Genomic DNA, 10,357 nt, shown 5'->3' on the forward strand with positions numbered 1-10,357 from the left:
GTAAGCACTTCCCATAGTCCTCAGCAACCTTAGCATTTCGTCTGCAAGAGGATCATATTTGTCACCATCCTCCCACTGCCCTGCTCGATCAACGTTCCATTGAGGTGCCAAACAGAGCCTGTAGTTTTGCTCTCTCTGATGATACGGGTATGCGTCAAAATGTTCTTACTGAAATTTTAAGTAGTTGTCAATATCCTCTACTAATTTCAGTGTCGCACTTGAAATTTCTGGTGATAAAAATTTGTTGCCAGCCTCTTTGTTAGCATTTACGAATGCTTCCAGGGTAGTCACTTGATTCGAATAGATTGCGTGATCGGTGGCGGTATTTACAATAATATTATGCAAGTATTGCTCTTTTAATCTAGGCTCCAATTTCTGGTAAAGCTTTCTATCATGCTCCAATAGCAGATCTTGTTGCTCTTTCCTTTCCTGCCTGTTTGCCTTCTCGTTGTAGGCACCGATGATGTTCAGGATGATGTTGTAGATCAGTGCTATGAGACATAGCATGAATCCCCAGAAAACGTCTTTCTCGCCGGTGACGGTAAAGTCAAACTGTTTTTTTAATACATGATTAACAATGTCCTCTAGCAAACTAGAGGTCATCAGCGAGATTCCAAAGAAAATCAAAACCCATGTGATTTTATTATGAAAGCTCGGTTTTATTACACGATATATCTTCAAGCCAATATCTAGGAATTTATTCAACTTATCTTCATTCATCTTTATAAAATATCAGCACTAATACAGATAAAACCCAATTGGGAGGGTTAGGAACGACAATCAGTACACCCAGTTGGAACCAGACACTATGTTCAATCCATACGAAATACGCTGCATAGCTGCAAAACAGATGACGACGAACTTCTATGCCCGCCTCTCTGACCAGGGAAGCTGCACGGTCGCGTCAAACATGCCTCACAAGCTAGTATTCTGCCTGAGCTGGGCGTGAAATCACTGCCAGTGAGACAGAAGGTAAGCCGCTGCTCTAGCGGAGCATTCTGTGAGGTAATCCTATTTACATGAGCGCAACTTAAAGGAATGGCAATGGAAATCACGATTTTCAAGGAACCCTATCATGGACAACTGGCAGTCAAGGTGAACCTCCACGAAGAAATTGACGGTCGCGGCACAGAAGTGGATGTGTCTGTCTGGGTCAAATACCAAGATTCGATATCTGCAATGCAAGCTGAAGCTAAGCAGAAGGCCTTAGAACAACTAAGACGCGCGATCACTGCTCTGGAGGGCGGGGAGGTCTAGCCTGCTCGTTCGTTACAAGAGGGCCGCAATGGCCCTTTGTTTTTCTTTGGTGACTGCAGTTCAAATTCACTCGACCTGCACCATTGGTGGGTCTGTAGATCTTCTAGTCGCTTCGGCACTCCCGGCGAACTTGCATTTTGGCAACCCCACGTAAGCTCAATCAAAACGCCGTGAACACGAGTGCCATATGACCACCGCCCAAAACCGCTTTGTCGCCAACCTGCCACCCGAGCACCAGGAGATGTACGCCCTCATCCATCCTCTGCCTGATGCGGCATACACCATGGACTGTGCCATCGCTTCAATTGAAAAGACCCTGGCCACCATTGAGCGAGACTGCACCGATACGCCTAGCGGCTGCTTTGAGCTGGAACCGGACTTTCAGCGTGGCCATGTCTGGTCCCAGGCCCAGCAGGTTGCCTATGTGGAGGCGATTTTTCGAAAGACCGCGCCCAACCGAATCATGTTCAACTGCCCCGGCTGGACACGCGAGTCCACCACGGCTGGCGACATCAACGACAACGAATTCCAGTGCATCGACGGCCTGCAACGCCTGACCGCTTGCCGGAAATTTATGGCTGGTGAGTTCGCAGTGTTCGGAAAGTACAAAGCACAGGATCTCAAGGGCACTCCCTTTGACCCACGTCGCTTCACGCTTCAGTTCTGCATCTACGAATTCAATTCGCGCGCAGATCTGCTCAACCACTACCTGAGAATCAATGCCGGTGGTTCTGTCCACACCCCAGAAGAGCTGGACCGCGTTCGCGCTCTGCTGGCGCTGGTCGCATGAGAGCCGCAACACGCAACGTAGGCTTGTCCAAGCCATTCAGCTGTCCTTTTTTTTCGTATGTGGCAAACTATGAACATGGCAAAAGCACACACTTCCTCCAAAGCAAAAGCGGGCACGAGCCGCGCTGGCGGTAGCGTGGTCGTTCAATCCGCTGAGAAGGCTCACAACGCCGATGTCGTCGCACGCAGTTTCGAGAAGAAAATGGCTGCCGCGCGCAAAGCATCCGTGAACAGCCACCTCGGTTTTGTTGTGCCCAAGTTGACGGGCCAAGAGGCATTGCACTTCATGCGCAGCGTCGGCGGATTTGCTCTGTCTCACGCGAAGACTGCCAAGTCCAAAAACTGATGGGTCAGATCCTTATTGCGTATCACGGTTGTGACGCAACGGTGCGCGATTCGCTCGTGGCAAGGCGAAAGAATCCCTTACCCTCGTCCAATTCCTATGACTGGCTCTACGATGGGATGTACTTTTTCGAAGGCGACTCGGCCCGCGCCTTGAAACTTGCTACAGCATCCAGCACGCGGCCTCAACACAAGCTCACTCGCAACCCCATAGCTACGCCTGCTGTAGTTGGGGCAATTATTGAGATTGATCGCCTGTTTGACCTGACCACACAAAGCGGTATCGAGAACTTCTCTTCTGCGGCGGAAATCATGGTCAAGGCCTATGAAGTCGATGGAGAAGATCCTCCCAAGAATAAGCCCTCCTTTGAGGGCGACACTGAGAATCTTCACAGGGCCTTTGACCGAGAAGTGTGCAAGATGGTTCATGCCTTACGCAGGCATGCGAATACCGAGGCGATTGCCCTGGCCGCGCAGATTTCTCAATCGCTCGGGTTGAATGTGAGCGGTTCACCTATGTTGACCACTGCACAGATGAAGCTACTGGAAGAAGCCACACTTCAGATAGTCAACACTGCACCATTTCAAGCTTCGCGGGGTGCGTTTGAACAAGGCAAGCAAGTTGACCCATCAAGCGCGATCTTCGATGACACACACCTCCAGCTCGCGGTCCACGATCTTTCTTGCATCAAGGGCTGGTTCCTGTGTCCTGGTGACAAGCTACTAACCCCTGACGAGTACAGCGCTGCTGAGGACGCCATGAATGCTGCCAAAGTGCAGCGCACAGCCCAGAAGCCTCGAAAACGTGCCCCCTGATAGATCCATGCGTTCCCTTCTTACTTTTGCTCTCGCCCTCTTTGTCTTCTACACAGGCCTCAACCTCGCAGCGCGGCTGCAGGTCCACGAGCAGGCCAAGCTTATCGATAAGAGCGGCCAAGTCTTCGAAGGCCGCATGAGCCGCGATATCCTGACTGGGGACTATCGAATCGACTCTCCGTCGAGCGTTGGCGAGGTCAGGATCATCCCGAAAGAACAAATTGGTGGACTGGTCTATGTTGAGAGCGATGGCTTGCCCTGGCAGTCCACGGTCACTATGTACGGAACAATCGTTTTGATGCTGTTGCTCTTCGGATATGACATTTTCAGGAGCATGCGAAAGGGCGAGCGCCCTACCGATCGGGCCTAGAACCAGGTGCTCCCTTCCCGAACGACCTGCCTTGGGCAGGTTTTTTTACGCTATTGCTGGCGCTGCCTACTTTCAGGTCCTGGAAAGGGTTGCAATTTATGAGGCACCCTTAAAGTGGATTTCAACTGGTTGGCTGAAGCCACGTTGTGACAACCATTAAGCAAGAATCGAACAACACATCAAGGAATATGAGGGAGCCGCTATGAACTTCAAAGCAAAATTTCACGCCTATCGTCTCTTTGGACTGCACACATGCAGTTCGCTCTGGCCTCTCCTCTTCATTTTCACTGTTGGCTTGTTCTACGGAACCACAGCAGCTGATGTGTTCTTCGAGTCCACCAGGAGCATCCGTTATTCCGCAATCATCATCGGTTCCTTCTTCGCGTATTTCGGCTCTCCAACTTTGATTGGCTTCATCCATGCTGCCAAATTACGTCGCATGTACGGACAGGACGTGAGCGAAGCTATGACGGCAAAGTTTGCACATCTGAAGGATGGCGATACTGTAGATTTCACACTTGCTGAAGTCATCGACGGCGTTTCTCGCGCGCGGCGCACAGCTCGATAGAACAAGAAATAGATCGACTTTGAGATTACCTACCGGGGGGCGCTTGAACTCAGCACCGCGTCTCAGGACTGAACAATCCAGCGCCACTTCAAGAAACCTGCCAAGTGCAGGTTTTTTTTGCGCCCCGAGGCTGAGCCTGCCCGTCCTGAGCCTACTGGAGAGGGTTGCATTTTCTGAACTACCAGGAGACTAGAAGCGTACTCACTTCCTGAAAGAACTCCATGGGACAAGCGAAGGCCAAGAACTCTGGCCGCTCTGTACTAACCGAGGCCATGCGCGCCAACATGCTGGGCAATGACCCTTTCAACATTGCATACAAGTTCCTGTATGAACAAGTCGAGCAGGTCTACACCTCCAAAGGTGGATTCCCCAATACGCTCATAGGCATGCATTTCGATAACGGTCTGCTTGATCGCCTCTACCCCACAGTCATTCGCCGCTTGGAGGATGTGCCAGGATTGCGCCATGCCATGCTGCAGTATTCCCCGATGGTGGCGCACGTCTTTGAGGCCTGGACAGCGCCACCGGATAGGCCAGATCTTTCCCCTAGCCAACATCCTGAACGCAAGGACTGCGTGACCTTCATGCTCCACACGAGTGATCTGTGCGCAGTCGCCAGATGCATAGTTAACCCCGCTATGCGAACCATCCAGCATGACGAACTCTTTTACCCTGACAAAGTAGGCGGTCGATTGGGCCGAGATCTTCCCAACATGATTCACCACTGATTTCAGCTTTGTGCTGCTTTGACGATATAGCTTTGTGCGACACCACCACAACGAAATGAGCTGAAATGGAAATTGACGATAACGATTTGGTCACGCAATTCAACCTCTGGCGCGACTACGCTAACCGCGACTTCTGCTATGCAGACAGCCATCATGCAGGTGAGTTTCTGAACACGCTGCAGACAGAGTGGCGCAGGCGCTATCCATCTCGCTACGTACCTAACCCGGTAAGTCCTCGTGATGGCAGATCTAACTGTCAGATTCTGTGGAGCCAAGCTGAAGAGGCGCGCTACAACAGCTAACGCTCTAGGTCCGAAGCCGCACCCTTAGATCTACCTGTCGCACCAATACAAAAGCCCGCTGGCATGCCAAGCGGGCTTTTTCTTTTGAGCTGGCGCGGTTTAGCGCGAAGTGCCAGACCCTTCTGGACAGGCCTTGGTCACAAAGCGGCCCGTGGTGTTTGTTGCCCCGATAGGCTTCAGCTCCACCGTCAGACCATCTGGAGCTTCTGGACCTCTAAGCCCTTTCACGCTGCCATCTTCATAGAGCGCCCAGAGCACGACTGGGATCGTTGTTTTCCAGTTCTCATTGGGATCAGGCCTGTATTCATAGCACCAGTCTCCTGCAGGCGCGATCTGAACAATCTTCGGTTGCTTGTTTTCCATAAAGGTCTTTCTGTGAGTTGGGATTTGCTGGTTGTCGGGCCTGGTTGCCTGCTTGAGCTGGCTCTATTGTGTGGATTACGATATCGCGCTCACATCGATGGCATAGACATCTACCGGATCTGGCCCGAAATGAGGGTGCGTGATAGTTTTCCGTGTGTACCCACGCCAAGGAAGCACCAGGCGGCGCTCATGGTCGTCTGCGGCGGGGTAGCCCAGGGTCAGCACGATTTGAGCGTAGGAGCGCCCCTCCAGACGCTTTGACCAGTAGGGCTTGGCCAGCCGATATTCCTCATGCTTTGAACCGTCCCGGATGGCCTCGAAATATGCTCCTTTGAGCGATAGCGTCAGGACAGGCAATCGAGCTTGCGCGCCCTGGGGTCGTCTCAGAAAACGGAAAATAAAGCACGTTAAGGCAAAACGGCTCCACCGTTGGGCATCAATACGGCTTTGTCATTGACGCTCTGTTGCGCATTCCTGGCAGAACACAACAGCAGGATCGGCGTTCAACCGTTCCGGCTCCAAATCACTGTGACAGGCGCAGCACAGCCCATAGGTGCCAGAGTCGAGGCGGGCCAGCGCAGCTTCGACCTTGCGCTTGCGAATGGTCAGCCGCTCCCGCAATCCTTGGGCGAGAGCCTGCTGTTGGAGGGCGTCGATACGCGACACCCTACCGACACAGGATTGATCCAGCTCGACCGGCGCGGCGGACTGTTGAGCCTGCTGGATTGCCTCAACGGTTTCCCTTTGCTCGATCAGCAGTCGAGCGCGGAACTGTTCCATGTCCATTGAGGCGACTCCTTCGCTATCGCAGTAGAAGCGTGGGGACGGTCGAGGAACGCAGCAGGTCAGCGGTCTTGCTGCCGAACATCAAAGTGCGCAGCGGCGAGTGACCGAATGCGCCCATGATGAGCATGTCGATGGACTGCTCCTTGACCGTCTTGGCGATGATGTTTTCCGCATCGCCGGGGATCAGCGAGGCGGTCACATTGAAGCCAGAGGCCTCCAAGGTGGTCTTGGCCCAATCAAGCTGCTTGGGTGCGTCCTGGCTTTCCTTTCCCGACATCAGCAGGGTGATTGGCAAGCCACGGAACAGCGGGCTGCCTGCGACCATTTCGACGCCACGCCGGGTCACGGTACTACCGTCGAAGGCGATCATCACGCGCTGCGGCTCTTTGAAGCCTTCGGTCACGGTCAGGATCGGTTTGTGCAGGGACCGCACTACCTGTTCCACATTGCGGCCCAAGTCGCGCTGTGTCGTTTCTGCGGCTTCGCCACGGCGTCCGAGTACCAGCAGGCGCACGCCGTCTTCCTGTTCGGCCAGCGTGGCTTCCAGCTCACCATGACGCTGGCGAACATCGACCAGCGCGGCACCGGCAGCGGTGGCCCGTTCGCGCAGGCGGTTCAGGAAGATGCGGCCTTGTTCACGAGCATTCTTGGTGCGGGCCTCGTCTTCTGCGGAGAGCTTGGTCAGCAGGTTTTCTTGGGCGTCGATGCCGATGGCCCCGCTGTGATCTTCGCCTGATCCCTGCTCGGGGTGGCGGTCGATGACGTGTAGGAACTCCAGCGGCGCGTCCATGCGGCGAGCGGCCCATGCGGCGTAGTCAGCCACGTATTCGGCGAAGTGGGATTGATCCACGCAGGCCAGCACTTTGTTTTCGTTCTTCATGATCCTGTTTCCTCTCAGTGGCCCATCAGCATGTCGTCGGCACCGTCTTTGTCATGCACGGCGAACTTGTCCACTAGCGTGGCGCTAGCCTCGTTCAAGCCGATGACTTCTACCTCGGTGGCTTCACGGCGGAACTTGATGACCACCTTGTCCAAGGCACTGACAGCGGTGATGTCCCAGAAGTGGGCACGGCTCACGTCAATGCGCACCTTCTCGATGACCTCCTTGTAGTCGAAGGCATTGATGAAGCGTTCCGACGAGGCGAAGAACACCTGGCCGGTGATGGTGTAGGTGCGCACGCGGCCTTCGTCCTCAGTGCGAGAGGTGACGCGCAGAATCTGGCCCACCTTGTGCGCGAAGAAAAAGCCTGACAACAACACGCCGACCAGCACGCCCTTGGCCAAGTCGTGGGTGCCGACCGTCACCACCACGGTGGCCAGCATCACCACGCTGGAGCTTTTGGGGTGCTCGCGCAGATTGCGGATCGAGGCCCAGTTGAAGGTGCCGATGGACACCATGATCATCACCGCGACCAGTGCGGCCATCGGAATGCGGGCCACCCAGTCACCGATGAACACCACCATCAGCAGCAGGAACACGCCAGCGGCCAGCGTGGAGAGTCGGCCACGGCCGCCGGATTTCACGTTAATGACCGACTGGCCAATCATGGCGCAACCGGCCATGCCACCGAGGAAGCCGGAGGCGATATTGGCGACACCCTGGCCCACGCATTCACGGTTCTTGTTGCTGTTGGAGTCGGTCAGATCATCGACGATGGAAGCCGTCATCATGGATTCCAGCAGGCCGACGACTGCCAAGGTGGCCGAGACAGGGAAGATGATCTTGAGCGTTTCGAGGTTCAACGGCACATCAGGCAGCAGGAACACCGGCAGGCTGTCGGGCAGCTTGCCCATGTCGCCCACGGTGCGAATGTCGAGACCGAGGAAGATCGCTACGGCAGTCAGTACGACGATGGCGACCAGCGGCGACGGCACCGCCTTTGTGATGTAGGGGAAGCCGTAGATGATGCCCAGACCTGCCGCCGTCATGGCATAGACATGCCACGTCACGTTGGTCAGCTCGGGCAACTGAGCCATGAAGATCAGGATGGCCAGCGCGTTGACAAAGCCCGTGATGACCGAGCGAGAGACAAAGCGCATCAATGCGCCGAGCTTGAGCCAGCCCGCGAGAATTTGCAGCACGCCGGTCAGCACGGTGGCAGCCAGCAGATATTGCAGGCCGTGGTCTTTGACCAAGGTCACCATCAGCAGCGCCATTGCACCTGTGGCCCCAGACACCATGCCAGGGCGACCACCGGCAAAGGCAATGATTGCGGCAATGCTGAATGAGGCGTAAAGGCCGACCTTGGGATCGACGCCCGCAATGATCGAGAAGGCAATCGCCTCGGGGATCAGTGCCAGCGCGACGACGATGCCCGCTAGTAGGTCGTTTCGGACATTGGAAAGCCAGTCCTGGCGTAAGGATTTCATCATTCTTCTATTCCGTTGTGGTTGCCAGCCAGTGGTGGCAGTTGGGGCGAGCGCAAGCGCGTCTTCCCGGCCAGCGGAATAGAGAACGAACCCCGAGTGATCCGGGGCCAGCAAGACGCAGTGAATCGGACGTGCAGCCTCGTGCGAGCGTGGTGAGTGGTTGAAGCTGGCTCGCAGCGAGAAAGAGGCTTACACGGGTAGGAACTCCGATAGTTGGCTTGCTGATTTTTTGGAAGGGGTATTTTACCTTCTTTGCGGCGGCGCAGCAATAATAATGTCAGTCTGAGCTATACCCTAATCTGGCGTCAATGATTGCTCCCGAAATCCGTCAGGATAGAGTGAGTTTTGATATTTGTTGACACGATCAACAAAGGGTCATAGATTCTTTTCTGACATTTTGCACGGGAGAGCATCTTGAAGGGACAACGGATCGGGTACGTCCGGGTCAGCAGCTTCGATCAGAACCCGGAACGCCAGCTTGAGCAGACACAGGTGGACAAGGTGTTCACCGACAAGGCATCGGGCAAGGACATCCAGCGCCCAGAACTGGAAGCCCTGCTGGCCTTCGCCCGCGAGGGCGACACGGTGGTGGTGCATAGCATGGATCGTCTGGCGCGCAACCTCGATGACCTACGCCGTATGGTGCAGACGCTCACCAAGCGCGGGGTACGGATCGAATTCGTCAAGGAGTGCTTGACCTTCACCGGCGAGGACTCGCCGATGGCGAATCTGATGTTGTCGGTGATGGGCGCGTTCGCCGAGTTCGAGCGCGCCTTAATCCGTGAGCGGCAACGCGAGGGCATTGCGTTGGCCAAGCAGCGGGGCGCGTATCGTGGACGCAAGAAAGCACTGTCCCCTGAGCGCGCCTCCGAATTGCGTCATCGCGCCGAGGCTGGCGAACAGAAATCGAAGCTGGCCCGTGAGTTCGGCGTCAGTCGGGAAACCCTGTACCAATACCTGAAAGATGCCTGACGATGCCCCGCCGATCGATCCTGTCCGCCGCCGAGCGCGAAAGCCTGTTGGCGTTGCCGGACACCAAGGACGACCTGATCCGACATTACACATTCAGCGATACCGACTTCGCCATCATCCGGCAGCGGCGCGGCCCGGCCAACCGCCTGGGCTTCGCCGTGCAGCTTTGCTACCTGCGCTTTCCTGGCGTCATTCTTGGTGTCGATGAGGCGCCGTTTCCGCCCTTGCTGAAACTGGTCGCCGACCAGCTCAAGGTCGGCATTGAAAGCTGGGGCGAGTACGGGCAGCGGGAGCAGACCCGGCGCGAGCATCTGGTCGAACTGCAAACGGTATTCGGCTTCCAGCCCTTCACCATGAGCCACTACCGGCAGGCCGTCCACACGCTGACCGAGCTGGCCATGCAAACCGACAAGGGTATTGTGCTGGCCAGCGCCTTGGTCGAACATCTACGGCGGCAGTCGATCATTCTGCCCGCGCTCAACGCTATCGAGCGGGCGAGCGCCGAGGCGATCACCCGCGCCAACCGGCGCATCTACGATTCCTTGGCCGAACCGCTGTCGGACGCACATCGCCGCCGTCTCGACGACTTGCTCAAGCGCCGGGACAACGGCAAGACGACCTGGCTGGCCTGGCTACGCCAGTCACCGGTCAAGCCGAACTCGCGGCACATGCTCGAACACATCGAACGCCTCAA

The 10,357-nt window shown here is 55.6% G+C and carries 16 protein-coding genes; 10 read left to right on the forward strand and 6 right to left on the reverse strand.

What is annotated here, in order from left to right:
- Positions 1 to 165 precede the first annotated feature (165 nt).
- Entirely contained in the window at positions 166 to 720 is a 555-nt protein-coding gene (locus tag P353_RS08385; RefSeq protein ID WP_034367781.1) for a hypothetical protein, read from the reverse strand.
- A 324-nt stretch (positions 721 to 1,044) separates the two neighbouring features.
- Here P353_RS08385 and P353_RS08390 point away from each other — a divergent pair, with 324 nt between their 5' ends.
- From P353_RS08390 to P353_RS29135, 8 genes are all read left to right on the forward strand, one after another.
- Complete coding sequence (locus tag P353_RS08390) at positions 1,045 to 1,257, forward strand: hypothetical protein (protein ID WP_034367783.1); 213 nt, start codon at positions 1,045 to 1,047, stop codon at positions 1,255 to 1,257.
- Positions 1,258 to 1,444: 187 nt separating this feature from the next.
- Positions 1,445 to 2,047 (forward strand): DUF262 domain-containing protein, encoded by a 603-nt coding sequence (locus P353_RS08395; protein WP_052084796.1) that lies wholly within the window; start codon positions 1,445 to 1,447, stop codon positions 2,045 to 2,047.
- A gap of 69 nt (positions 2,048 to 2,116) precedes the next feature.
- A complete protein-coding gene (locus P353_RS08400; RefSeq protein ID WP_034367787.1) occupies positions 2,117 to 2,392 on the forward strand; it encodes a hypothetical protein in 276 nt (91 codons plus the stop codon).
- Positions 2,392 to 3,204, forward strand: a complete 813-nt coding sequence (locus P353_RS08405) for a hypothetical protein (RefSeq protein WP_034367790.1) — start codon at positions 2,392 to 2,394, stop codon at positions 3,202 to 3,204. The genes P353_RS08400 and P353_RS08405 overlap by 1 nt, the downstream gene beginning before the upstream one ends.
- Before the next feature lie 7 nt (positions 3,205 to 3,211).
- The gene (locus P353_RS08410; protein WP_034367793.1) at positions 3,212 to 3,574 is read left to right on the forward strand and encodes a hypothetical protein; all 363 of its coding nucleotides are present in this window, start codon (positions 3,212 to 3,214) and stop codon (positions 3,572 to 3,574) included.
- Positions 3,575 to 3,776: 202 nt separating this feature from the next.
- The gene (locus P353_RS08415; RefSeq protein WP_034367795.1) at positions 3,777 to 4,142 is read left to right on the forward strand and encodes a hypothetical protein; all 366 of its coding nucleotides are present in this window, start codon (positions 3,777 to 3,779) and stop codon (positions 4,140 to 4,142) included.
- A gap of 221 nt (positions 4,143 to 4,363) precedes the next feature.
- Positions 4,364 to 4,870, forward strand: a complete 507-nt coding sequence (locus tag P353_RS08420; RefSeq protein ID WP_034367799.1) for a hypothetical protein — start codon at positions 4,364 to 4,366, stop codon at positions 4,868 to 4,870.
- Between the two features lie 65 nt (positions 4,871 to 4,935).
- Entirely contained in the window at positions 4,936 to 5,172 is a 237-nt protein-coding gene (locus tag P353_RS29135; RefSeq protein ID WP_157839567.1) for a hypothetical protein, read from the forward strand.
- Positions 5,173 to 5,271: 99 nt separating this feature from the next.
- On the opposite strand, the gene P353_RS29140 is transcribed toward P353_RS29135, so the two are convergent.
- The 5 genes from P353_RS29140 to P353_RS08440 form a co-directional block, all read right to left on the reverse strand.
- On the reverse strand, positions 5,272 to 5,535 hold the full coding sequence (locus P353_RS29140) for a hypothetical protein (RefSeq protein WP_157839568.1): 264 nt from the start codon (positions 5,533 to 5,535) through the stop codon (positions 5,272 to 5,274).
- Between the two features lie 75 nt (positions 5,536 to 5,610).
- The gene (locus P353_RS29865) at positions 5,611 to 5,892 is read right to left on the reverse strand and encodes a hypothetical protein (RefSeq protein WP_034367802.1); all 282 of its coding nucleotides are present in this window, start codon (positions 5,890 to 5,892) and stop codon (positions 5,611 to 5,613) included.
- A 93-nt stretch (positions 5,893 to 5,985) separates the two neighbouring features.
- Positions 5,986 to 6,321, reverse strand: a complete 336-nt coding sequence (locus tag P353_RS08430) for a TraR/DksA family transcriptional regulator (protein ID WP_029306728.1) — start codon at positions 6,319 to 6,321, stop codon at positions 5,986 to 5,988.
- A 16-nt stretch (positions 6,322 to 6,337) separates the two neighbouring features.
- On the reverse strand, positions 6,338 to 7,201 hold the full coding sequence (locus P353_RS08435; RefSeq protein WP_029306729.1) for a universal stress protein: 864 nt from the start codon (positions 7,199 to 7,201) through the stop codon (positions 6,338 to 6,340).
- A 14-nt stretch (positions 7,202 to 7,215) separates the two neighbouring features.
- Positions 7,216 to 8,694 (reverse strand): SulP family inorganic anion transporter, encoded by a 1,479-nt coding sequence (locus tag P353_RS08440; RefSeq protein WP_029306730.1) that lies wholly within the window; start codon positions 8,692 to 8,694, stop codon positions 7,216 to 7,218.
- A gap of 411 nt (positions 8,695 to 9,105) precedes the next feature.
- On the opposite strand from P353_RS08440, the gene P353_RS08445 reads away from it, so the two are divergent.
- Together P353_RS08445 and P353_RS08450 are read left to right on the forward strand one after the other, a co-directional pair.
- Positions 9,106 to 9,663 (forward strand): recombinase family protein, encoded by a 558-nt coding sequence (locus P353_RS08445; protein WP_029306731.1) that lies wholly within the window; start codon positions 9,106 to 9,108, stop codon positions 9,661 to 9,663.
- A 2-nt stretch (positions 9,664 to 9,665) separates the two neighbouring features.
- Positions 9,666 to 10,357, forward strand: a 692-nt coding sequence (locus P353_RS08450) for a DUF4158 domain-containing protein (RefSeq protein WP_034367806.1), incomplete at its 3' end; no start/stop codon positions are given.

The sequence above is a fragment of the Comamonas testosteroni genome (assembly GCF_000761245.1).
Taxonomy (GTDB): domain Bacteria; phylum Pseudomonadota; class Gammaproteobacteria; order Burkholderiales; family Burkholderiaceae_C; genus Comamonas; species Comamonas testosteroni_C.

Bases quoted from the DNA above. Each gene is read 5' to 3' on its own strand.
- P353_RS08385 (WP_034367781.1), bottom strand. From the start codon at position 720: ATGAATGAAGATAAGTTGAATAAATTCCTAGATATTGGCTTGAAGATA.
- P353_RS08390 (WP_034367783.1), top strand. From the start codon at position 1,045: ATGGAAATCACGATTTTCAAGGAACCCTATCATGGACAACTGGCAGTC.
- P353_RS08395 (WP_052084796.1), top strand. From the start codon at position 1,445: ATGACCACCGCCCAAAACCGCTTTGTCGCCAACCTGCCACCCGAGCAC.
- P353_RS08400 (WP_034367787.1), top strand. From the start codon at position 2,117: ATGAACATGGCAAAAGCACACACTTCCTCCAAAGCAAAAGCGGGCACG.
- P353_RS08405 (WP_034367790.1), top strand. From the start codon at position 2,392: ATGGGTCAGATCCTTATTGCGTATCACGGTTGTGACGCAACGGTGCGC.
- P353_RS08410 (WP_034367793.1), top strand. From the start codon at position 3,212: ATGCGTTCCCTTCTTACTTTTGCTCTCGCCCTCTTTGTCTTCTACACA.
- P353_RS08415 (WP_034367795.1), top strand. From the start codon at position 3,777: ATGAACTTCAAAGCAAAATTTCACGCCTATCGTCTCTTTGGACTGCAC.
- P353_RS08420 (WP_034367799.1), top strand. From the start codon at position 4,364: ATGGGACAAGCGAAGGCCAAGAACTCTGGCCGCTCTGTACTAACCGAG.
- P353_RS29135 (WP_157839567.1), top strand. From the start codon at position 4,936: ATGGAAATTGACGATAACGATTTGGTCACGCAATTCAACCTCTGGCGC.
- P353_RS29140 (WP_157839568.1), bottom strand. From the start codon at position 5,535: ATGGAAAACAAGCAACCGAAGATTGTTCAGATCGCGCCTGCAGGAGAC.
- P353_RS08430 (WP_029306728.1), bottom strand. From the start codon at position 6,321: ATGGACATGGAACAGTTCCGCGCTCGACTGCTGATCGAGCAAAGGGAA.
- P353_RS08435 (WP_029306729.1), bottom strand. From the start codon at position 7,201: ATGAAGAACGAAAACAAAGTGCTGGCCTGCGTGGATCAATCCCACTTC.
- P353_RS08440 (WP_029306730.1), bottom strand. From the start codon at position 8,694: ATGATGAAATCCTTACGCCAGGACTGGCTTTCCAATGTCCGAAACGAC.